Raw genomic sequence first — 20,208 nt, forward strand, 5'->3', positions numbered from 1 at the left:
TCAGTCGGCGAGGTCGACCACGACGGGTGCGTGGTCGCTGGCGCCCTTGCCCTTGCGCTCCTCGCGGTCGATGAACGCGCCCTCGACGCGCGCCGCCAGGGCCGGGGAGCCGAGCACGAAGTCGATCCGCATGCCCTTCTTCTTCGGGAAGCTCAGCTGGGTGTAGTCCCAGTACGTGTAGACGCCGGGGCCGGGGGTGTGCGGCCGGACCACGTCGGCGTAGCCCGCGTCGACGATCGCGGAGAACGCGGCGCGCTCGGCGGGCGACACGTGGGTGCGCCCCTCGAAGACGGCCATGTCCCACACGTCGTCGTCCTGCGGCGCGATGTTCCAGTCGCCGGTCAGCGCGATCTGGGCGTCGGGATCCTTGGCCAGCCACGCCTCGCCCGAGGCGCGGAGCCGCGCCAGCCAGTCGAGCTTGTAGGCGTAGTGGGCGTGGTCGAGGTCGCGCCCGTTGGGCACGTAGAGGCTCCACATCCGCACACCGCCGCAGGTGGCGCCGATGGCGCGCGGCTCGAGCAGGTCGTCGAACATCGGCTGGTCGACGCCGAACGAGCGCTCGACGTCCTCCAGGCCGACGCGCGAGATGATCGCGACGCCGTTCCACTGGTTGACGCCGACATGGGCGTACTCGTAGCCCAGCGCACTCAGCTCGAGGGCCGGGAACTGGTCCTCACGGCACTTCGTCTCCTGGATCGCCAGGACGTCGACGTCGTGACGTTCGAGCCAGCTGACGACGCGCCCGATGCGGCTGCGGATCGAGTTGACGTTCCAGGTGGCGATCCGCATCAGAAGTCGACTCGCAGGGGGTAGGAGGAGCTTCCCTCGGCGGGGGTGTTCACGCCCAGGACGTGGGTCAACTGGATCTCGTTCCTCTCGAAGGCCAACCTCGATCCTGCCATGTAGATGCCCCAGACCTTGGCCCGGCCCGGCGTCACTTCATCGAGCGCCTCGTCCCAGTGGTCGACGAGGTTCTGGCACCACGCCTTGAGCGTCAGCGCGTAGTGGTCGCGCAGGTCCTCGAGGTGGCGCACCTCGAAGCCGGCGTCCTGCATCGCCGTGACGATGGTGCCGGCGCCGGCGAGCTCGCCGTCGGGGAACACGTACCGGTCGATGAACTGGCCCGCGTTGGCCCGGCCGGTGTTGTCTCGACGGGTGATGCAGTGGTTGAGCATCCGGCCGTCGACCTTGACCCGGCTGCGGGCGAAGCCGAAGTAGTCGGCGTACTGCCGTACGCCGATGTGCTCGGTGAGGCCGATCGAGCTGATCGCGTCGAACCCGGTCTCGGTGACGTCGCGGTAGTCGCTGTGGCGCACCTCGGCCAGGCCGGACAGCCCCTCGCGCTCGATCGCGGCCCCCGCCCAGGCGGCCTGCTCACGCGAGAGGGTGACGCCGAGCGCGCGGACGCCGTAGTGCTGGGCCGCGTGGCGGACCATGCCGCCCCAGCCGCAGCCCAGGTCGAGCAGGCGGTCGCCGGCCTTGAGGTCGAGCTTGCGGCAGATCAGGTCGTACTTCTCGCTCTGGGCCTCCTCCAGGCTGGCATCGGCCTTGGGGAACACGGCGCACGTGTAGGTCATCGACGGGCCGAGCACCAGCTCGTAGAAGCGGTTCGAGACGTCGTAGTGGTGCTCGATGGCCTCGGCGTCGCGCGTCTTGCTGTGCCGCAGCCCCTCCAGGGCCCGGCGCCACTTCGGCAGGTGCTCCTCCGTCGGCGGCGTGGGCGGCTTGAGGTTCCCGAAGCCCAGGCTGCGGATGATCCGCACCATCTCCGGAGCGCTCGGCACCCGGAAGCGCAGGCGGCTCATGAGCGCGACCATGATGTCGTAGGGATCGCCGGGATGGACGCCGTCGATCTCGAGGTCGCCCGAGACGTAGGCGCGGGCGAACCCGAGGTCGCCCGGGGCGGTCATGAGGTAGGCCAGGCCACGCTCGTTCAGCAGGCGCAGGCGCAGGAGGGAGTCCTCGGGCCCCAGCGAGCTGCCGTCGAACGCCTCGAACCGGATGGGCATGCCGTCACGCAGCAGCCGGTCGAATGCCTGAGCGATCGTGAGTCGCGTCTCGGATGCGATGCTCATGAGTTCCTCACCGCCTTGTCGTACAGAGTGTGGAGTCGGGCCTGCGGGTCGTACCGGTCACGCACGCGGTCGAGTCCCGCGGTGTCGTAGAGGGAGTCGAAGGTCTCCCGGTCGTAGAACGCCTCGGAGTACAGCGACTTGTGGCCGCCGAGCCGGTGCACCTCGGCCTCGACGCGGCGGTTGACCGTGCCGGGCGCGGTGCCGGCCGGGACGACGACCGTGCCCCAGAAGCCGACGTTCACGTAGACCTCGCCGGGCGCCAGCGGGTAGGTGGGCCAGGCGCGGCGGGTGCGCAGGGGACACAGCCAGACGGGGCGCATCCCGACCTCGCGGTCGAACCACGTCAGGAAGTCGTCGAGCCGCTCCAGCGGGACCTCGATGTCCTGGATGACGCGCTCGCGGCCCGGGACGGCTCTGACCCGGTCGAGCAGGCGGCTGATGCCCACCTTCGAGTCGAGCGCGACGATGCGGTGGTAGACGTCGCTGCGGCGCCAGCGGCGCGGCCAGACCCGGCGGACGAGCGGGTGCTGCGCGCCGAAGGCGCCCGAGCACCAGAACCAGTCGGTGTCCCAGCGCCACAGGTAGTCGTGGATGGTCAGGACGTCCTCGGCGCGCTCGCGGATCGAGCGGTAGAAGACGTCCTGGCCGGTGTAGTCGCTGGTGGGGCCGACGCCGTCGGCGAACTGAGCCAGCGTCAGGTAGACCTCGTCGGGAGTGAAGGCGGTGCCGTCGACCGCGTCGACCGGCACCCCGTGCCACGTGCCCGCGTCGGCGATCTCGGCGATGGCCTTGGCGGCGTCGACCACGGACGCGAACCGGACGTGCCGCAGGCGCACCTGCGCGGGTGCGGGCTCCAGGGCGATCCGAAGCCGGACCGCGTAGCCGAGGCTGCCGTAGGAGTTGGGGAACGCCGCGAACAGCTCGGCGTGCTCGTTGTCGGGCGTGGCCGTGACGATCTCACCCGAGCCGGTGAGGACGTCCATCTCGAGCACCGCCTCGTGGGGCAGGCCCAGCCGCAGCGACGTGGACTCGATGCCCAGCCCGGTGACCGCCCCGCCGAGGGTGATGGTGCGCAGCTGCGGCACGACCGTGGGCATCAGCCCGTGGGCGAGGGTCTCGTCGACGAGGCGCTCGTAGGTGCACATGCCCTGCACGTCGGCCGTGTGGGCCACCGGGTCGATCTCGATGACGCCGTCGAGCCCGGAGACGTCGAGCCCGGGACCGTCGGGGCGCGAGCGCGGGCGGAAGAGGTTGGACGTGCGCTTCGCGAGGCGGACCGGCCGGCCGGGCGGGATCGCGTCCCACGAGGCGCGGAGTGCGGCGACGGCGTCCGCGTGCTTCGTCCACCCCTGCATGCAAGCAGGCTAGCGCTGCGGACCGACGAGCCGCCAGACCAAGATCTCAGCGCCCTTCCCGGCGAGGCTGAACGTCGTCGCGCCATCGACACGCAGCTCGTCGCCGGGCTCGAGGAGCGTGCCGTCGACCGTCGCCGTTCCGAGCGTGACGTGCAGGAGCGCGCCGTGGTCGGCGACGACCTCGAGCGGGTCCTCCGCGGGGCGCGCCACGAGCAGCTCGGCGTCGGCGTGGACGGGCACCGTCTCGTGCAGCCCGGGGCCCTCGGGCACCTGCGCCTGCGCGTACTCGGGGGCGTCCTCGTTGCGGCTGCGCAGCATCATCTGGACGAAGCGCAGCGGCGCCGTGTCGCTCGCGTTGCGCTCGGCGTGGGTGACCCCGGAGCCGGCGCTGAGCCGCTGGGCCAGGCCCGGTGCGATCTCGCCCCGCTGGCCCGTGGAGTCCTCGTGGGCGAGCACCCCGTCGAGGACCCACGTGACGATGTCGGCGTCGGCGTGGTGGTGCTCGTCGTAGCCGGCGCCCGGCGCCAGCCGCTCCTCGTTGATGGCGACCACCGGACCGAACGCGACGTTCGCGGCGTCGTAGTGCCTCCCGTAGGAGAACGAGTGGAGCGTCTCGGTGCCGTCGGCGACGGTGCGGTAGCGGTCGGCGGCCCGGCGGACGATGCGCTCAGGCATAGCCGAGCTCGTGCAAGCGGGCGTCGTCGATGCCGAAGAAGTGCGCGATCTCGTGGACCACGGTGATGCGGACCTCCTCGACCACGTCCTCCTCGGTGTCGCAGATCGCGAGCGTGGGATGGCGGTAGACGAAGATGCGGTCGGGCACGACGCCCGCGTACGTGGAGTCGCGCTCGGTCAGCGGGATGCCGTCGTAGAGGCCCAGCAGGTGCGGGTCGTGCGGCGGCGCATCGTCCTCGATGAACAGCACCACGTTGTCGAGCAGGTCGGCCAGCTCGGCCGGCACCTCGGCCAGCGCGGCGGTCACCAGCTGCTCGAACCGGTCCGCGTCGAGGTCGATCACGCCCCGAGTCTAGGAGGGCGGGAGAACTCGGCTGCCATGATCGGGCAGACGCCCCGGTGCCCTATGCTTGACGGGTTGTCCGGCCCCCTTCGTCTAGCGGCCTAGGACGCCGCCCTTTCAAGGCGGTAGCGCGGGTTCGAATCCCGTAGGGGGTACTGCGGACTCTGCCCGCTCATCTTGGGAAGCCGCCGACGGTGCGGCCCATCGATCGCGTGATCGCGTGCGAGGCCTCCAGCAGCGCGGCGCCCAGCTCGGTGCGCCGGTCCTCGCCGAAGCGCGACTCCACGCCCGTCAGGCTGACGGCCCACTGAGGACTCCCGGACGCGTCGAACACCGCGGCGCCGAGCCCCCAGCTGCCCTCGACGATGAGCCCGGGGTTCACGGCATAGCCGTCGCGCTGGGTCACCGCGACCCGATCCCTGATGGCCTCCGCCGTGTGGTCGGGTCCCCAGTCGTCCGTCAGATCGGTCCGCGCCAGGTACGCGTCGATCTCGTCGGGGCGGCACATCGACAGGATCGCCAGGCCCGCCGACGCGACCCCCAGCGGGAAGCGGATCCCCTCGTGGAGGACGTGGGACCGCAGCGGGAAGCTGCCGTCCTCGCGCAGCAGGCACACCGTCTCGTCCCCGCGACGGACCGAGAAGAAGGCACTCTCGCCCGTGCGGCGGGCGAGCTCCGCGACGATCCGTCGCGCCGCGGGCGTCACGTCGTACCGGGCGGCGGCCGCCATCCCGAGCACGTAGGCCTCCGGACCCAGGAACCAGCGCCCGGTTCGGTGGTCGCGGTCGACGAATCCCTCGTCGAGCATCGCGGTCAGGACGCGGTGCGCCGTCGGCCGCGGCATCCCGGCGCGGGCTGCGGCCTCGGTCGTGGAGGAGCCCGACTCCTGGGCGACCGACAAGGCGCGCAGGAGGGAAGCGAACCTGCGCACCATCGGGTCCCGGCCTGCCACGCGGCCAGAGTAGCGCAGAGCGTTCACTCAGTGGACGCCGCGACATCGGCTGGACCGCCCAGTGAGCAGAACGGATCGGCGATCCACGAGCTTCTTGCGCGTTCCGTGCCCCGTGGGCTGACATGGTGGCGACCGTCCAATGAACGAACGGAGATCCCGTGACGAAGATCCGACCACCCGAGGCTGCCTTGGAGGACCTGCTGTTCGACGGCATGACGCTGGCCGTCGGGGGCTTCGGGCTCTGCGGCATCCCCTCGACGCTCATCGAGCTGGTGCGGGACTCCGGAGTCCGCGACCTCACCGTGGTGTCGAACAACATGGGCGTCGACGGCAAGGGCCTGGGACTCCTGCTGGAGAACCAGCAGGTGCGGAAGGTGGTCGCGTCGTACATCGGCGAGAACAGGCTGTTCGCCCGCCAGTACCTGGACGGGCTCCTGGACGTCGAGTTCAACCCGCAGGGCACGCTCGCCGAGCGCCTGCGGGCCGGCGGAGCCGGCATCCCCGCCTTCTACACCCGCACAGGAGTCGGGACGGTCGTGGCGGAGGGCAAGCCCCTCGCCGAGTTCGACGGTCTCGAGTACGTGATGGAGCGCGCGATCGTCGCCGATGTCGCACTGGTCCACGCCCACACGGGCGACCGCCACGGCAACCTGCGCTACCGGCTGGCGGCCCGGAACTTCAACCCCGCGATCGCCACGTGCGGCCGCGTGACGGTCGCGGAGGTCGAGCACCTCGTCGACGCGATCGATCCCGAGGACGTCCAGACACCCGGCGTCCACGTGTCCCGTCTGATCGAGGCGAGCGACGTCACCCGGCACATCGAGCAGCGCACCACCCGCGGCCCCCGTCCCCAGGGAGTCCTCGCATGACGTGGACGCGTGACGAGATGGCCGCACGGGCGGCGGCCGAGCTCCGGGACGGTGACTACGTCAATCTCGGCATCGGGATCCCGACGCTCGTGGCCAACCACCTGCCGGCCGGTGTCGACGTGACGCTGCAGTCGGAGAACGGCATCCTCGGCCTCGGCCCCTACCCCTACGACGGGGAGGAGGATCCCGACCTGATCAACGCCGGCAAGCAGACCGTCACGGTGGCGGACGGTGCGAGCTTCTTCGACTCCGCCGAGTCCTTCGCGATGATCCGAGGCGGGAAGGTCGACGTGGCGATCCTCGGTGCGATCCAGGTCTCCGCCACGGGCGACCTCGCGAACTGGGCCATCCCGGGCGCCCTGGTCAAGGGCATGGGCGGCGCGATGGACCTCGTCGCCGGCACGCGGCGGATCGTGGTGCTGACCGATCACGTCGCCAAGGACGGCAGTCCGAAGGTCGTCGAGCAGTGCGACGTCCCCCTGACCGGCCGGGCCGTGGTGGACCGCATCATCACGGACCGCGCCGTCTTCGACGTGAGGCCCGGCGGGCTCGCGCTCGTCGACCTGGCTCCCGGGACGACGGTGCAGCAGGTGCGCGACCTGACCGACGCCTCGTTCACCGTCGATCTCAGCGGGTCCGTCGAGAACGTGGAGTCGCGATGAGCGTCCGGCGGATCGTCCAGCGCGGCCTGTGGTTCGAGGAGTTCGAGGTCGGCACGGTGTACGTGCACCGTCCCGGGCGCACCGCGACCGAGGCCGACAACGTGCTCTTCACCGCCCTGACCATGAACACCCAGCCGCTGCACCTCGACGCCCACGAGAGCGCCCAGCAGGAGCCGTTCCACGAGCGGCTCGTGAACTCGATGTTCACGCTCTCCACCCTCGTCGGGCTGTCGGTCGCCCAGCTCACGCAGGGGACGATCGTCGCGAATCTCGGCTTCAGCGAGATCACCTTCCCGGCGCCCGTCCGACACGGGGACACCATCTACGCCGAGACGGCGGTGCTCGACAAGCGGCCGTCGTCCAGCCGCCCGGGTGAGGGTGTGGTGTCCCTGCGGCACGTCGCGCTCAACCAGCGGGACGAGGTCGTGGCCACCGCCGTGCGCCAGACGCTCGTCCGGATGGCGCCCCATGAGTGACTGGGACCCGGGACCGGCCTGGCTGTTCTGCCCCGCCGACCGGACGGACCGCTACCCGAAGGCCCTGGCGGCCGCGGACGTCGTGATCCTCGACCTCGAGGACGCCGTCGCGCCGGACCGGAAGGCCGCGGCTCGCGATGCCGTGCGCGCAGCGGCGAGCTCGTCCGCCTGGGATCCGCAGCGCACCGTCCTGCGTGTCAACGCCGCATCGTCGCCCGAGCACGCGGCCGACCTGGACCTCGTCCGCGAGACGGGGACACGTCGGGTGATGCTCGCCAAGTCCGAGAGCGTCGCCGAGGTCGAGGCGGTCCCCGCCGAGGTCGTGGTGCTCGTCGAGACACCACGCGGTCTGCAGTCGGTCGACGCGATCGCCGCCGCGGCCAACGTCATCGCCGTCTTCTGGGGAGCCGACGACCTCGTCGCGGGGCTCGGCGGGCAGTCGAGCCGGCACGTCGACGGCAGCTACCGCGACATCGCCCGGCACGCGCGCTCGCGCGCGCTCATCGCCGCCAAGGCCAGCGGCCGGATCGCGCTGGACGCCGTGCACATGGACATCCCGGACCTCGACGGACTGACTGCCGAGTGCCTCGACGCCGTCGCGATCGGGTTCGACGCCACGGTCGCGATCCACCCCAGCCAGATCGGCGCGATCCGCTCGGCCTACGCGCCCACGGCGGCGGCCGTCGACTGGGCGCGTCGCCTGCTCGACCACGTGGGAGCCGCCCGCGGCGTCACCACCTTCGAGGGCCGGATGGTCGACGGGCCGATCTACGCCCAGGCCGAGCGCATCCTGCGGCGCTCGGCCCGGGCGTGATCGCCACCGGCCTCAGTCGGACTCGAACGACTCCACGTGGCTGACCTGCTCGCCCGTGATCTGGTACAGGTGCCACTGCGCGTAGGGGTAGTGGTCCCCCTCGGCGTAGCCGAACTCCGACGCCAGTCCCGGCAGCTCGATCGAAGTCTTCTCGAGCTCCTTCCTGAGGTCCTCGCCGCTGCACGGATAGCCGCACGTCTCCATCGCCGCACCGAACAGGCGCGCCGTCATGTACGCGGGCACCGTGTAGGCGCCGTTGACCTGGAGCAGGTTGTCGGACTTCATCCGCGAGCCGACGGACTTCAGGAACTCCGCGGCGGCACCCTCGGCCTTCGCCGGGTCGACGACCTCGGCGACGGTCAGGGCGTAGACGCCCTCGTCGGTCGACTCGGCCAGCGACGGCAGGTTGCCCGTGCCGTCGACCCAGATGATCGGGGCGTCGATCTTCGCACTGCGCAGTCCCTTGAGGACGCTGAGGAAGCCGGGACCGGTGTTGCTCATCATCACCACGTCGGGTCGCGCCGCGACCAGCTTCGCGATCTGCGTGGAGGAGTCGCTGGCGGCCAGGTCGATCTCCTGGCGTGTCACGAGCTCGACGCCCTCCGCCGCGGCCTTCTCCTCCACCTGGTCCCCGAACCCGATGGAGGTCAGGGTGTTGATGTTGACCAGCGCGGCCCGGGGGTTCTGCTGGCCCGAGACCTCCTTCGCTGCGGCGATCATCGCGGACCCGGCCCGCGTGTTGTCCGCGCCGAGGCTGAACGCGTAGTCGTTGCTCTCCGCCAGCGACATGCAGGCGAGCGGCACCTTGTAGCGCTCCGCCACCGGCGTGCCGGCCGAGCAGTTCGCGCTCAGCACGAAGCCGAAGATCGCGCTGACCTCCTCCGCCGTGGCCAGTTGCGTCGTGTTGGTCGCGGTGCGGGAGGCGTCCGCCCCGTTGTCCAGCGTGACCAGCTCGATCTCGTGACCGTTGATCCCACCGGCCGCGTTGACCTCCTCGACGTAGGACTCGAGGCCGACCTCCATGCCCTCGCCGTAGTAGGCGGTCACCCCGGAGAGCTCGGCGTTGATGCCCCACTTGTAGGTGCCGTCCCCCTCGGCCGCCTCGTCGTCGGAGCCGCCGCCGCAGGCCGCGACGAGCAGGGCGAGCGCGGCCGCGGCCGTGGCCGCCCTGAAACGACGCGTGGACGTGTTCTTCACTGTGCCTCCATGGGGTTCAGTCGGCCTCTTGGCCGAGGTAGGAACGCTTGACCTCGGCGCTGGACATGACCTCGTCCGGCGCACCGATCCGCAGGACCTCGCCGAAGTTCATGGCCATCAGCTGATCGCAGTTGGCGACCACGAAGCCGGGATCGTGGTCGATCAGGACGATGGTCCGCCCGAGGCGCCTCATCTCGGCGAGGGCGTCGGAGATCGCGCCGCGCTCCGAGGCGCTCACGCCCGATGTCGGCTCGTCCAGCAGCACGAGCTCCGTGCCGATCGCGAGCGCCCGCGCCATGTCGGCGAGCTTCTGCACCGCGCTGGAGAGCTCCTTGAGCGGCCGGTGGGCGTAGCCACCGAGGTCCAGCAGGTCCAGCGCCGCCATGGCACGGGACTCCGCATCGTCGGCCCGCCGGTGGTCGGTGAACCGCAGCGCTCCCCAGACCGAGTTCTTCAGCAGCCCCAGCGAGACGAGGTTCAGGACCGTCAGGTCGTTGAAGTACTGGGTCGACTGCAGGCTGCGCCCGATCCCGTGGTCACGCACCCGGTGCGGGGTCACACCTCCGAACGGCTCGCCGCGGAAGCGGACCTCGCCGGCGACCGTGGGGACCACGGCGCTGATGACGTTGAGGATCGTGGTCTTGCCGGCACCGTTCGGGCCGACGATTCCGAGGGTCTCGCCCTGGTCGACCCCGAAGCTGATGTCCCGCAGGATCGAGACTCCCCCGAGCTCGACGTCGACTTCCTTGAGCTGCAGCAGCACGTCAGACCTTCTCTCGACCGAGGTACGTGTCGAGGACTCCCTCGACGTCCAGCTCTCCGATGGCACCCTCGGCCACCACGGCACCGTCGTCCATCACCTGGACCCGATCCGCGACGGCGAGCGCCTCGGACACCGACTGGTCGGCGGCGAGGATCGCGATGCCCTGGTCGTCGGCTAGCCGGCGCAGGTGCTGCATGAGCTCGCGGACCACCGCGGGCGCGAGGCCGAGGGACAGCTCGTCGACCAGCAGCACCTCCGGGGACCGCAGCAGCGCGAGGGCGGTGGCGAGCATCTGGCGCTCACCGCCGCTCAGCAGCCCGGCGCGGACCGCCAGCCGCTCCTGCAGCCGCGGGAAGTACTCGAGCACCTCCAGCTTGCGCGCCCGGTCGGGCGCGATGAGACGCAGCTGGTCGTCGACCGTCATCCCGGTGAAGACCTTGTTCCGCTCGGCGATCAGCTCCAGGCCCGCCCGCGCGAGAGTCAGCGGATCCGGTCGGCGGACCGGCTTGCCGAGCAGCTCGATGCGGCCGGACGACCGGCCGGTCTCGCCGGGCAGGAACCCGACGATCCCGCGCAGGGTCGACGTCTTCCCCGCGCCGTTGCGCCCCAGCATCATGGTCAGGGTTCCGGGCTCGAGGTCCACGGCGTAGTCGCTCACCGCCGGCACCCCGCGGTAGGAGACGTTCAGGTCCCGGACGGACAGGCTCGCGGTCATCGGCCGGCCTCCTTCTTCACGCGGGCGCGGCGCAGGAGCCCACGCACCTTGGACTCGACCTTGTGCAGGATCCCCTCGATGCCCTCGGGCTCGAACAGGATCACGAGGACGAACAGCAGGGAGAACAGGCCGGCATTGACCGTGCTGACGTTGCTGAGGTACCAGTCGAAGTTCAGCCCGGCGTCCTGGATCCAGACGGACACCTGGTTCTGCAGGAAGTAGGGCAGCACCGAGATGACGACCGCGCCGATGATGGCGCCCAGGCGTGAGTTGACGCCGCCGATGAAGATCATCGTGACGAGCGTGATGGTGAGCGTCAGCGTGTAGGACTCGTAGTCGGCGCGACCGACCCAGTACGCGAAGAGGCAGCCCGCCATCGCCGTCACCGCGCCGCTGGCCGCGAACGCGTAGAGCTTCCAGCGCACGACGTCGACGCCGCTCATCGCCGCGGCGACCTCGCTCTCCTTGAGCGCGCGCCAGGCCAGGCCGACGCCCGTGCGCTCGACGAGCGCCGTCAGGGCGGAGACCACGAGCAGGATGATGATCAGCAGCCAGTACAGGCCCGTGCCGTGCGACAGGTCCCACGACCCGATCGTCAGGGGCGGCAGCACGAGCCCCGCGGGCTCGTTCGCCGCCTGGTACTGCCGCGTCAGCGAGGTGACGATGAACTGGAGCGCCAGGCTGGAGAGCAGCAGGTAGAGGCCCTTGAACCGGAGCCCGGGAAGTCCCGAGACGATGCCGACGGTCCATCCCACCAGGACGCTCGTCAGCAGGATGATCGGGAAGCTCTCGACACCCCAGCGGGCCATGATCCCCGCGGTGAACGCACCGATGCCCATGAAGGCACCGCCGCTGAGGGCGATCTGCCCGGCACCGCCGACGAGGATGGACTGGCCGACGGAGGCGATGGCGAAGATCGCGCACGACTGGGCGATCAGGTTGACGTAGGGCCCTCCGCCGGCCGCCCACAGGGCCGCGGCGATGAGGAACAGGGTCACGACGAGACTCGTCGGTGCCCCCGGGCGGGCCAGCGCGGCCCTCCATCGGGTGAGCCGCGGCGATCGAGGGCCGCGCGAGCCGGGATCGGTACCGGGCTGGTCCGGGCCGTCTGTCCGGTCGGAGGCGGGGGGCGTGGCAGGCACCTGCGTCGACATCTCCATCACTACAACCTCACGACCTCGGCCTTGCCGAACAGGCCGGTCGGGCGCACCATCAGGAACGCGAGCATCATCGAGAAGGCGATCAGGTCGACCCACTCGGCGCCGAAGGCGGCGGCGACGAAGTTCTGCAGCGTGCCGAGCACGAGGCCGCCGACCAGAGCACCCGGCACCGAGTCGAGCCCGCCCAGGATGATCGCCGGGAAGGCGAAGAACCCGATGTTCGCGACTCCCACCGGATCGACCGAGGCACGCAGGGCGAACGCGATGCCCGCGAAGGCCGCCGTCAGTCCGGCCAGACCCCAGGCGATGGTCGCGATCCGTGCCGCGCTCACGCCCAGGTGCACCGACAGCCCGGGGTTGTCGGCGACTGCGTTCATCTGCAGGCCGAGCTGCGTCTTGGCCAGGACCAGCAGCAGCACCGAGACCACGATGAGGGTCATCGCGACCGAGACGAGGTCCGCCACCGTGATCGTGGCGCCGGCGACCTTGAACGAGGTGGTCCCCACGACGTCCGGCAGAGCGAGCGGACTCGTCCCGTACCGCACCGCGACGATCGCCTGCAGGACGCCGGCGAGACCGATCGTCGCCACGGAGGTGGCGAACGGCTCTCGTGCGGCGATGCGGGCGAAGCACGCGAGGTAGACCAGGGCACTCAGGACCGCCACGACCGACACCGTGATGAGCGTGGCCACCGTGAACGGCAGCTCGTGGCGCTTCACGAGGTCGTAGAAGATGAAGGCGCCGAGGAGCATGAAGGCCCCTTGGCAGAAGCTCAGCACCTTCGAGGCCCGGAAGAGCAGGACGAAGCCCACTCCCACCAAGCCGTAGAGCGCTCCGGTGACTATGGAGCCCCAGACTGCTTGCGCGAAGACCACGGTTCGACTCTCCCTCGCTGGCGCATGCGGTTCCGGAAGCCCGGAACCGATTCTGACATCGACGTCACTTTATGGTGCGGGTCACATGTCGTCAAGGGAGTTCCGGGATCGCTGCGCCGCGAGATCGGTCAGCAGTGCCCACGTCCGCTCCTCGTCCCCTCCGCGCGCGACGACATGGGCCGCGACCTCGGTGACCCCGGCCTCGGTCAGGCGGCGCAGCCCGGCCACCACCTCACCCTCGTCCCCGACGATGGCGACCGAGGCGATCCCGTCGACGCCCTCGCGCTCGAGCACCCGCCGGTAGGACGGCAGGGCGTCGTTCGCGCCGAGCTTGCGCGCGATCGCCGCGCGGACCTTGTCCGGATCGCTCGTCACACACAGCGGGATCGCCGCGATGATCCTGAACGGTGTCGTCCGCGACGCCGCGGCGGGCGCGATCACCTGCTCGATCGTGCGCGGTCCCGCCGCCCACGTGACGACACCGTCGGCATGCTCGGCCGCGACGGCCGCCATCCTCGGATTCACGGCCCCGAGCACGACCTGGGGCGACGGGATCCGCGGTTGCATGCGCTCGGGCTGCCCGCCCGCCATGAGATCCCTCAGCTCGGCCAGGTACGTCGTCATGGTCGCGAGCGGAGGCGTCCACTCGGCCCTGAAGATCCCCTCGGCCAACGGCCGGTGCGACGTCCCGAGGCCGAGGGTGAGCCGACCTCCCGACAGCTCGGCGACGGTGAGCGCCTGCTGGGCCAGCGCGTAGGGCGAGCGCAACGGGATGGGCACGACGGCGGTCCCGACCTCCACGTCGGGCACCAGCGCCGCGGCGACACCGAGCGCGGTCATCGTGTCGAGGCCGTTCAGCATCGGCGCCCAGTAGCCGCCCAGGCCAGCCTCGGCGACCCGACGCACCTCGCCGACCACCTGCTCGACGGTCCCGTGGTTGGTGGTGGACGAGTGCAGGCAGTAGCGGGTCACAGGTGGGTCCTCATCAGTTGTCCGCCGTCGACCAGGAGCTCGGAGCCCACCAGGTACGAGGCGCGGTCGGAGAGCAGGAACGCCACGACGTGGGCGACCTCCTCGGGGGTTCCCGGACGCCCGAGGGGCACCCAGGAGGACACGCGGGGAACGCTCGCCGCGGGCAGCATCGGCGTGTCGATCGCTCCGGGCAGCACCGTGTTGAGCCGGATGCCCAGCTCGGCCAGCTCGAGTGCCGCGACCTGCGCCAGACCACGAGCGGCCCACTTCGACGCGGAGTACCCGGCATGACCCACGAACGGACGCATGGCGGCATTGCTGACCGTGACGACGACAGCGGGGTCGTCGGCCGCCTTGAGGAGGGGGACGCACGCCTGGAGCCCGAGCAGCAGGCCGAGCGTGTTCACGCGCCACGCGCGCTCGAAGTCGCCGACCTCCTCGTCGACCAGGGCGGCTCGGTGCAGGAGCCCGGCGTTGCTCACCAGCCCGTCGAGCCGACCGAAGCGCGTCTCGACGGCAGCCGTGACTCGATCCCAGTCCGCCGCGGCACTGACGTCCATCGGCGCGACCAGCACGCGGTCCTCGGGCAGGTCCGCCGCGGCCCGGACGAGGGCCTCCTCACGGAGGTCGCCCATCACGACGGCGCAGCCCTCGTCCAGCAGCACCCGGGTCACCGCCAGGCCCTGGCCGCGAGCGGCACCGGTGACGAGGACGACCCGCGTCATCCGTCCGCTCCGGCCGACCGTGCTGACGACCGCTCGACCAGCCGCGCGACCAGCGCGCGGTGGGCGTCCGTCCCGGCGAGGCGGACATGGATCCGTGCGTCGCGGTCGCACGCCTCTGCGAAGGACAGCGACGGCGCGAGATCGGACGCCGACAGCATGGCCTCGACCGCGGCGGCCGGGACCCGGGCCAGGCGTCGTGCCAGCGCGAGGCCTCTCTCCATCAGCTCGTGGTCCGGATGCACCTCGCTGACCAGGCCCCGCCGCAGCGCCTCCGACGCGGGGACGGGTGCCGAGGTGAGCAGCAGCTCGCGCGCGGTCGACCGGCCCACGAGGTCGTGCAGCAGCCAGTTGCACCCGAAGTCCCCCGCGAGGCCGACACGACCGAAGCCGGTCATGAGCATCGCCGACTCCCCGGCGACTCGCAGATCGCACGCCAGCGCGAGCGCGAGGCCCGCGCCGACGGCCGGCCCGTCCACGATCGCCACGGTCGGCTTGCCGAGCTCGCGCAACCGGACGACCGTCCGCCGCTGGGCGTCGGACTGCGCGGCGGCGCGGCGCTCGGGCTCGTCGGCCGGACCGAAGATGCTGCGGCCCTGCGCCATCAGCCGGACGTCGCCGCCGGCGCAGAAGGCACCGCCGGCACCCGTCAGCGCGACCGCCCGCACGGCATCGGACGTGGCCGCGAGGTCCAACGCCTGCGCGAGGGCTTCGAGCAGGTCGAGCGAGAGGGCATGGCGTGCCCCGGGTCGGTCGAGCGTGACGAGCAGGACGCCCGTGTCGTCGAGCTCCGCGCGGAGGGCGGGGGTCCCGTCCATCGTCTCTCGCATGAGTTCTCCTTTTTTGATATTGACGTCAAAGTTATAGTGAGGCGACGCACCCCACAAGCACCCCGGAGGATCGCCGTGGAAACCACGACCCTGCCGCTCGACGGCATCACGGTCGTCGCCTTCGAACAGGCCGTCTCGGCCCCGTACGCGACCCGCATGCTCGCCGACCTCGGCGCCCGCGTGATCAAGGTCGAGCGCCCGGGCGTGGGCGACTTCACCCGGCACTTCGACCGCGACGCGGGTGGGCTCGCCACGCACTTCGTCTGGCTGAACCGCAACAAGGAGTCCGTCGCGCTCGATGTGAAGGACCCCGCCTCGCGGCCCGCCCTGGAGGCACTGCTGGACCGGGCCGACATCGTGATCCAGAACCTCGCGCCGGGCGCGGCGGAGCGACTGGGCCTCGACGCCGAGGCGCTCGTGGCGGCACGTCCGGGGCAGATCGCCATCGACATCTCCGGGTACGGACACGACGGGCCGAACCGGCACCGCCGCGCCTACGACCTGCTGGTGCAGGCCGAGGCGGGATCCTGCGCCTCGACGGGCTGGCCCGGGCGCCCGGCACGTCCCGCGATTCCGTCGGCGGACGTAGGCAGCGGGCTCATGGCCGTCGTCGCGGCGCTCGCGGCACTGCGTGATCGGGAACGGCACGGGCGCGGTGCGCCCATCCACGTGAACATGTTCGACGTCACGACCGACTTCCTCGGCTTCGCGCTGCTGCACGCCCACTACACCGGCCAGGAGCGCGTGCCCCACGGGATGAGCTCGCCCACGGTCGCCCCCTACTCCGCCTATCCCACGCGCGACGGCCGCCAGGTCGTCCTCGGCACCACGAACGACGGGGAGTGGCAGCGACTCACGCGCGACCTGCTCGATCGCGCCGACCTCGCCGAGGAGCCGGCCTACGCGACGAACGAGCAGCGCTGGCACCACACGGACGTCATCGACGCCGAGATCGCACGGTGGACGAGTGCGCACGACGCGCAGGACATCTGTGATCGCGCCGACGCCGCCGGCATCGGCAGCGCGATCCTGCGCAGCGTGCCCGAGGCGGCCCGCCATCGAGAGCTGGAGGAGCGAGGTCGCTGGGCGGACGTGCCGTCGCCCGTCGGGCCGGTCGCCAGTCTCCTCCCGCCCTTCGACCTCGGATCGGCGCCGGCGCGACTGGACGGCGTCCCGGGGCTGGGCGAGCACACCGAGAAGATCCTGGCCGAGCTCGGGGTCGAGCATGCGTGAGCCGGCCAGCGCCCTGCCCGAGCAGGTGCAGCGGTCGTACCTCGAGCGGGGCCTGTGGGACGAGCGACCGCTCGGCTCCGGCCTGGAGGACTGGGCCGAGCGGGAAGCCGGGCGCGTCGCGCTGGTCGACGCCGAGGGCACCTGGACCTACGGCGAGCTCGCCCGCCGCGTGTCGGCCGCCGTCCGACGACTGAGAGGCCTCGGCGTGGGACCGGGCAGCGTGGTGCTCCTGGTGGCGCCCGTCAGCGCCCCCGCGGTCGCCGCCTACCTGGCCCTCCTGCGGACCGGCGCCCTCGTGGTGGCGCTCGACCGGAAGGCCGGGATGTCCGACGTGCGACACGCACGGGACCAGCACCGGATCAGCGCCGCCCTGGCGCCCGACGGGGTCGAGATCGGTCTCGACGACCTGGGTGTCCCCGTCCTGGACCTGGACTCCGTCGTGACGGACGGGGCGCCCGCCGGGAGCGGGCCCGAGCCCGATCCCGCCGCCCCGGCCGTGGCCCTGCCCACCTCGGGGACGACGAGCCGTCCGAAGACCGTCCTGCACTCCATCCGCACCCTGCGGGCCGGTGCCCGCAACATGGCCGTCACCACGGCGTTCGCCGAGCACGACGCGGCCTTTCTCAGCAGTCCGATCGCGAGCATCACGGGACTGATGCACGTGCACCTGGCGATCGATCGCGGCGGCGCGCTCGTCCTGGAGGAGCGGTTCGAGCCCGCGGCCTCCCTGGACCGCGTGATCCGGCACGGATGCACGGTGCTCGGCGGCGCGCCCGTGATCGCCGAGGAGCTCCTGCGTGAGGCTGCGCGCCGGGGACTGCGCGACCTGCCGATCAGATCCGTGGCACTCGGCGGCGCCATGATCCCGCGCGACCTGGTCGAGACCGCGATGCGGGACTGGGGCATCGTCCCGAGCCGCGTGTACGGCTCGTCCGAGGTCCCGGTCGCCACCCACACGCTGCCCGAGGACCGCGACGAGTCGCGGCTGGGCGACGACGGCGCCCCGGCGGAGGGGACCGAGATCCGGATCTCCGACGAGGGAGAGGTGCTGGTGCGCGGGCCGATGCTGTTCCTCGGGTACGCCGACCCCGCCGACCAGGTGACCGCGTTCACCGGCGACGGGTGGTTCCGCACGGGCGACCTCGGCACCGTGCACGACGGTCGCCTCGCCGTGACCGGCCGCCTCAAGGAGATCGTGATCCGCAAGGGCCTCAAGGTCTCGCTGCCCGAGATCGACGCCGCCGCTCGGTCGCTGCCGGACGTGGAGGAGGTCGCGGCCTACGCCGTGCCCGACCCGCAGACCGGGGAGCGCCTCGCCCTGGCCGTGCGCCCCTCGCCGGGCCGGGCCCCCACCCTGGCGTCCGTCGTCGAGGCGCTGCGGACGGACGGGCTGGCGACCCGCAAGCTGCCCGAGGAGCTCGTGGTGTGGGAGGAGCCGCTCCCCCGCACCGCCACCGGCAAGATCCAGCGCGCCCGGCTGGCCGCGGGTGGCGCGCGACGCTACCTCGCGGACCGCCTCCTCGCCGACGACGCGCCAGCACGACCATTCGACTCCGACATCACCGTTGATTCAGGAAAGGACAGAGGATGACCACGACCGACGCCGCCCGATACGCACGGGTGAGCACGCTGCTGACCGACTACGCGGTTCACATCGACGCCCGCGAGCAACGAGCCTGGGCCGAGCTGTTCCTGCCGGACGGCGTCCTGGAGTTCGGCCGGCGGCGCACGGTGGGCCACGAGGCCCTGGAGGAGTTCGCCGCCGCGTCGCCGCCGGGGATCCACCTGGGTGGCGCCCCCACCATCCGCGAGTCCGGTGACCGCCTGACCGTCCGCTCGCAGTTCATCTTCACGCCGGCCGACGGCACGCCCGGCGTCTCCGGGAGCTACGTGGACGTGATCGTCGACGACGGCGAGAGGGCGCGCTTCGTGCACCGCACCATCACGATCGTGAGCCCGGCACGGCCGGAGCGCGGCTGAAGGTCGACGGACCCCGCAGTGCGTCAGGGCCTGTGTAATCTGACGACCGACCAGAAGGAGTGGTGATGGCGGACAACGAACCTCGCTCGGCCAAGGGGCGCCGAACGCGGGTGCGCCTCTTCGAGGCGGGAAAGACGGTGTTCGAGCGCGACGGCTTCCTGCCCGCGCGCGTCACCGACATCTCGGCCGAGGCAGGCGTCTCGCACGGCTCCTTCTACCACTACTTCGACTCCAAGGAGACCCTGTTCCGCGAGATCGCCGAACAGGTCGAGGTGCGCCTGGTGGGCATGGACGAGCTGGCCTACGAGGGCGATCCGCCCCCGGTCGTCGAGCGCATCCGCGAGTCGAACCGCGCGTACCTGCGGGCCTACAAGAAGGAAGCCCGCATCATGCGGGTGATCGAGGAGGTCAGCCGCTACGACTCCGAGGTCCAGGCCGTGCGCAAGCGCCGCGACGACCACCTCGCCTCGCGCATGGAGAGCTCGATCACCCGGCTGCAGGAGAAGGGCCTGGCCGACCGCCGGGTGAACGTCCGGTACGCGGCCACGGCCCTCGGCAGCATGGTCGCGCGCTTCGCGGAGGAGATGTTCATCCGCGGCGGCGACTTCGAGATGAACGAGGCCGTGGAGCAGCTGACGCTGCTGTGGTGCAACGCGCTGGGCATCGAGATCGAGTAGCCAAGAATCATTATTGACGTCGACTAATGTTTTGGGCAGACTGAGGCTCCGATCCCCAAGGAGTGGCTGCCCATGTCTCACGACGTCATCACCGTCGAGGTCGACGACACCGTCGCCGTCATCACGCTCAACCGGCCTGACGACCTCAACGCGTCGAACGCCGCCCTGCACGGCCGGCTCGCCACGATCTGGGACGAGGTCGCGGCGCTCGACGGGATCCGCGCGGTCGTCCTGACCGGCGCCGGACCGGCCTTCTCCGCCGGCGGGGACTTCGGCCTGCTCGACCAGATGGTCCAGGACCCGCAGCTGCGCTCCGACGTCATGGACGAGGCGGCCGTGATCGCCCGTGCCGTCGTCGACTTCCCCCTGCCGCTGATCGCCGCCGTGAACGGTCCGGCCGTGGGTCTCGGCGCGAGCCTCGCCGGTTTCGCCGACCTGGTCGTGATGGACGAGAAGTCGTTCCTGGCCGACCCGCACGTCTCGCTGGGTCTCGTGGCCGGCGACGGCTCGGTGCTGTCCTGGCCGCTGCACATCGGGCTGCAGCGCGCGAAGGAGTGGATCCTGCTCGGGGGCCGCATCTCGGCCCAGGAGGCGCTGCGCATCGGCCTGGCCAACCGCGTGGCCCCGGCCGGTCAGGCGCTGAAGGAGGCGCTGGAGCTGGCTCGTCGCGTCGCCGCGCTGCCCCCGCAGTCCGTGCGGGGCACCCTGGACGCCCTCGACCGTCCCCTCCGCGACCGCATGGCGTCCGACCTCGACCCCATCCTCGACTCCGAGAAGCAGTCGTTCGACGAGCCCGAGTTCCAGGCGAACCTCGCCCGGCTCTCCGCCGCGTCCAAGTAGTCCACCACCGATCCAGGAGAGCT

Annotated in this window: 23 protein-coding genes and 1 tRNA gene; 10 read left to right on the forward strand and 14 right to left on the reverse strand. The window is 71.3% G+C overall.

The annotated features are described in order from the left end of the window. From B5D60_RS05870 to B5D60_RS05890, 5 genes are read right to left on the reverse strand one after another with little or no spacing between them, the layout of a single operon-like run. Positions 1-789: an exodeoxyribonuclease III gene (locus B5D60_RS05870; RefSeq protein ID WP_078699284.1), complete on the reverse strand. Its 789-nt coding sequence runs from the start codon at positions 787-789 to the stop codon at positions 1-3. After that, the gene (locus B5D60_RS05875; protein WP_078699285.1) at positions 789-2,075 is read right to left on the reverse strand and encodes a class I SAM-dependent methyltransferase; all 1,287 of its coding nucleotides are present in this window, start codon (positions 2,073-2,075) and stop codon (positions 789-791) included. Before B5D60_RS05875 ends, B5D60_RS05870 begins: the two co-directional genes overlap by 1 nt. Next, positions 2,072-3,430 (reverse strand): FAD-binding oxidoreductase, encoded by a 1,359-nt coding sequence (locus tag B5D60_RS05880; protein ID WP_078699286.1) that lies wholly within the window; start codon positions 3,428-3,430, stop codon positions 2,072-2,074. The genes B5D60_RS05875 and B5D60_RS05880 overlap by 4 nt, the downstream gene beginning before the upstream one ends. A 9-nt stretch (positions 3,431-3,439) precedes the next feature. Further along, entirely contained in the window at positions 3,440-4,105 is a 666-nt protein-coding gene (locus tag B5D60_RS05885; RefSeq protein ID WP_078699287.1) for a pirin family protein, read from the reverse strand. After that, positions 4,098-4,448 (reverse strand): metallopeptidase family protein, encoded by a 351-nt coding sequence (locus tag B5D60_RS05890; RefSeq protein ID WP_078699288.1) that lies wholly within the window; start codon positions 4,446-4,448, stop codon positions 4,098-4,100. Before B5D60_RS05890 ends, B5D60_RS05885 begins: the two co-directional genes overlap by 8 nt. Positions 4,449-4,530: 82 nt before the next feature. On the opposite strand from B5D60_RS05890, the gene B5D60_RS05895 reads away from it, so the two are divergent. Next, positions 4,531-4,603 (forward strand) — tRNA-Glu (locus B5D60_RS05895). A 17-nt stretch (positions 4,604-4,620) separates the two neighbouring features. Here B5D60_RS05895 and B5D60_RS05900 read toward each other — a convergent pair. Beyond that, on the reverse strand, positions 4,621-5,400 hold the full coding sequence (locus tag B5D60_RS05900; protein ID WP_231948979.1) for an IclR family transcriptional regulator: 780 nt from the start codon (positions 5,398-5,400) through the stop codon (positions 4,621-4,623). A gap of 158 nt (positions 5,401-5,558) precedes the next feature. On the opposite strand from B5D60_RS05900, the gene B5D60_RS05905 reads away from it, so the two are divergent. Genes B5D60_RS05905 through B5D60_RS05920 form a run of 4 tightly spaced genes read left to right on the forward strand, consistent with a single transcriptional unit; the run spans position 5,559 to position 8,221 of the window. Then, the gene (locus tag B5D60_RS05905; RefSeq protein ID WP_078699290.1) at positions 5,559-6,269 is read left to right on the forward strand and encodes a CoA transferase subunit A; all 711 of its coding nucleotides are present in this window, start codon (positions 5,559-5,561) and stop codon (positions 6,267-6,269) included. Further along, complete coding sequence (locus B5D60_RS05910) at positions 6,266-6,931, forward strand: CoA transferase subunit B (protein WP_078699291.1); 666 nt, start codon at positions 6,266-6,268, stop codon at positions 6,929-6,931. The genes B5D60_RS05905 and B5D60_RS05910 overlap by 4 nt, the downstream gene beginning before the upstream one ends. After that, positions 6,928-7,407, forward strand: coding sequence for a MaoC family dehydratase (locus B5D60_RS05915; RefSeq protein ID WP_078699292.1), 480 nt, complete (start codon positions 6,928-6,930; stop codon positions 7,405-7,407). The genes B5D60_RS05910 and B5D60_RS05915 overlap by 4 nt, the downstream gene beginning before the upstream one ends. Beyond that, on the forward strand, positions 7,400-8,221 hold the full coding sequence (locus B5D60_RS05920) for an HpcH/HpaI aldolase/citrate lyase family protein (protein ID WP_078699293.1): 822 nt from the start codon (positions 7,400-7,402) through the stop codon (positions 8,219-8,221). Before B5D60_RS05915 ends, B5D60_RS05920 begins: the two co-directional genes overlap by 8 nt. A gap of 12 nt (positions 8,222-8,233) precedes the next feature. Here the strand turns inward: B5D60_RS05920 and B5D60_RS05925 are convergent, their stop codons facing one another. The 8 genes from B5D60_RS05925 to B5D60_RS05960 form a co-directional block, all read right to left on the reverse strand. Further along, positions 8,234-9,418: an ABC transporter substrate-binding protein gene (locus tag B5D60_RS05925; RefSeq protein WP_172806267.1), complete on the reverse strand. Its 1,185-nt coding sequence runs from the start codon at positions 9,416-9,418 to the stop codon at positions 8,234-8,236. Positions 9,419-9,434: 16 nt separating this feature from the next. Then, the gene (locus B5D60_RS05930) at positions 9,435-10,181 is read right to left on the reverse strand and encodes an ABC transporter ATP-binding protein (RefSeq protein ID WP_172806268.1); all 747 of its coding nucleotides are present in this window, start codon (positions 10,179-10,181) and stop codon (positions 9,435-9,437) included. Between the two features lies 1 nt (position 10,182). Beyond that, entirely contained in the window at positions 10,183-10,896 is a 714-nt protein-coding gene (locus B5D60_RS05935) for an ATP-binding cassette domain-containing protein (RefSeq protein WP_078699296.1), read from the reverse strand. Next, a complete protein-coding gene (locus B5D60_RS05940) occupies positions 10,893-11,894 on the reverse strand; it encodes a branched-chain amino acid ABC transporter permease (RefSeq protein ID WP_172806269.1) in 1,002 nt (333 codons plus the stop codon). The genes B5D60_RS05935 and B5D60_RS05940 overlap by 4 nt, the downstream gene beginning before the upstream one ends. 164 nt (positions 11,895-12,058) lie before the next feature. Next, complete coding sequence (locus B5D60_RS05945) at positions 12,059-12,931, reverse strand: branched-chain amino acid ABC transporter permease (protein ID WP_172806270.1); 873 nt, start codon at positions 12,929-12,931, stop codon at positions 12,059-12,061. Between the two features lie 81 nt (positions 12,932-13,012). Continuing rightward, positions 13,013-13,903, reverse strand: coding sequence for an LLM class flavin-dependent oxidoreductase (locus B5D60_RS05950; RefSeq protein WP_078699299.1), 891 nt, complete (start codon positions 13,901-13,903; stop codon positions 13,013-13,015). Further along, positions 13,900-14,628, reverse strand: a complete 729-nt coding sequence (locus tag B5D60_RS05955) for an SDR family NAD(P)-dependent oxidoreductase (protein ID WP_078699300.1) — start codon at positions 14,626-14,628, stop codon at positions 13,900-13,902. Before B5D60_RS05955 ends, B5D60_RS05950 begins: the two co-directional genes overlap by 4 nt. Further along, positions 14,625-15,455: an enoyl-CoA hydratase-related protein gene (locus B5D60_RS05960; protein WP_078699301.1), complete on the reverse strand. Its 831-nt coding sequence runs from the start codon at positions 15,453-15,455 to the stop codon at positions 14,625-14,627. The genes B5D60_RS05955 and B5D60_RS05960 overlap by 4 nt, the downstream gene beginning before the upstream one ends. Before the next feature lie 75 nt (positions 15,456-15,530). On the opposite strand from B5D60_RS05960, the gene B5D60_RS05965 reads away from it, so the two are divergent. The 5 genes from B5D60_RS05965 (at position 15,531) to B5D60_RS05985 (ending at position 20,185) form a co-directional block, all read left to right on the forward strand. Continuing rightward, the gene (locus tag B5D60_RS05965; protein ID WP_197684410.1) at positions 15,531-16,688 is read left to right on the forward strand and encodes a CaiB/BaiF CoA transferase family protein; all 1,158 of its coding nucleotides are present in this window, start codon (positions 15,531-15,533) and stop codon (positions 16,686-16,688) included. Continuing rightward, positions 16,681-18,279: a class I adenylate-forming enzyme family protein gene (locus B5D60_RS05970; protein WP_078699303.1), complete on the forward strand. Its 1,599-nt coding sequence runs from the start codon at positions 16,681-16,683 to the stop codon at positions 18,277-18,279. The genes B5D60_RS05965 and B5D60_RS05970 overlap by 8 nt, the downstream gene beginning before the upstream one ends. Next, positions 18,276-18,668: a nuclear transport factor 2 family protein gene (locus tag B5D60_RS05975; protein ID WP_078699304.1), complete on the forward strand. Its 393-nt coding sequence runs from the start codon at positions 18,276-18,278 to the stop codon at positions 18,666-18,668. The genes B5D60_RS05970 and B5D60_RS05975 overlap by 4 nt, the downstream gene beginning before the upstream one ends. Positions 18,669-18,733: 65 nt before the next feature. After that, positions 18,734-19,345: a TetR/AcrR family transcriptional regulator gene (locus B5D60_RS05980; protein WP_078699305.1), complete on the forward strand. Its 612-nt coding sequence runs from the start codon at positions 18,734-18,736 to the stop codon at positions 19,343-19,345. A gap of 72 nt (positions 19,346-19,417) precedes the next feature. Continuing rightward, positions 19,418-20,185, forward strand: a complete 768-nt coding sequence (locus B5D60_RS05985; RefSeq protein WP_078699306.1) for an enoyl-CoA hydratase/isomerase family protein — start codon at positions 19,418-19,420, stop codon at positions 20,183-20,185. Positions 20,186-20,208 lie beyond the last annotated feature (23 nt).

This window comes from Aeromicrobium choanae, from assembly GCF_900167475.1.
GTDB classification, from domain to species: domain Bacteria; phylum Actinomycetota; class Actinomycetes; order Propionibacteriales; family Nocardioidaceae; genus Aeromicrobium; species Aeromicrobium choanae.

Excerpts from the sequence above, each read along its gene's own strand:
- B5D60_RS05985 (WP_078699306.1), top strand. The coding sequence starts at position 19,418 with ATGTCTCACGACGTCATCACCGTCGAGGTCGACGACACCGTCGCCGTC.
- B5D60_RS05980 (WP_078699305.1), top strand. The coding sequence starts at position 18,734 with ATGGCGGACAACGAACCTCGCTCGGCCAAGGGGCGCCGAACGCGGGTG.
- B5D60_RS05880 (WP_078699286.1), bottom strand. The coding sequence starts at position 3,430 with ATGCAGGGGTGGACGAAGCACGCGGACGCCGTCGCCGCACTCCGCGCC.
- B5D60_RS05920 (WP_078699293.1), top strand. The coding sequence starts at position 7,400 with ATGAGTGACTGGGACCCGGGACCGGCCTGGCTGTTCTGCCCCGCCGAC.
- B5D60_RS05935 (WP_078699296.1), bottom strand. The coding sequence starts at position 10,896 with ATGACCGCGAGCCTGTCCGTCCGGGACCTGAACGTCTCCTACCGCGGG.
- B5D60_RS05885 (WP_078699287.1), bottom strand. The coding sequence starts at position 4,105 with ATGCCTGAGCGCATCGTCCGCCGGGCCGCCGACCGCTACCGCACCGTC.
- B5D60_RS05875 (WP_078699285.1), bottom strand. The coding sequence starts at position 2,075 with ATGAGCATCGCATCCGAGACGCGACTCACGATCGCTCAGGCATTCGAC.
- B5D60_RS05960 (WP_078699301.1), bottom strand. The coding sequence starts at position 15,455 with ATGCGAGAGACGATGGACGGGACCCCCGCCCTCCGCGCGGAGCTCGAC.
- B5D60_RS05955 (WP_078699300.1), bottom strand. The coding sequence starts at position 14,628 with ATGACGCGGGTCGTCCTCGTCACCGGTGCCGCTCGCGGCCAGGGCCTG.
- B5D60_RS05915 (WP_078699292.1), top strand. The coding sequence starts at position 6,928 with ATGAGCGTCCGGCGGATCGTCCAGCGCGGCCTGTGGTTCGAGGAGTTC.
- B5D60_RS05870 (WP_078699284.1), bottom strand. The coding sequence starts at position 789 with ATGCGGATCGCCACCTGGAACGTCAACTCGATCCGCAGCCGCATCGGG.
- B5D60_RS05975 (WP_078699304.1), top strand. The coding sequence starts at position 18,276 with ATGACCACGACCGACGCCGCCCGATACGCACGGGTGAGCACGCTGCTG.
- B5D60_RS05970 (WP_078699303.1), top strand. The coding sequence starts at position 16,681 with ATGCGTGAGCCGGCCAGCGCCCTGCCCGAGCAGGTGCAGCGGTCGTAC.
- B5D60_RS05910 (WP_078699291.1), top strand. The coding sequence starts at position 6,266 with ATGACGTGGACGCGTGACGAGATGGCCGCACGGGCGGCGGCCGAGCTC.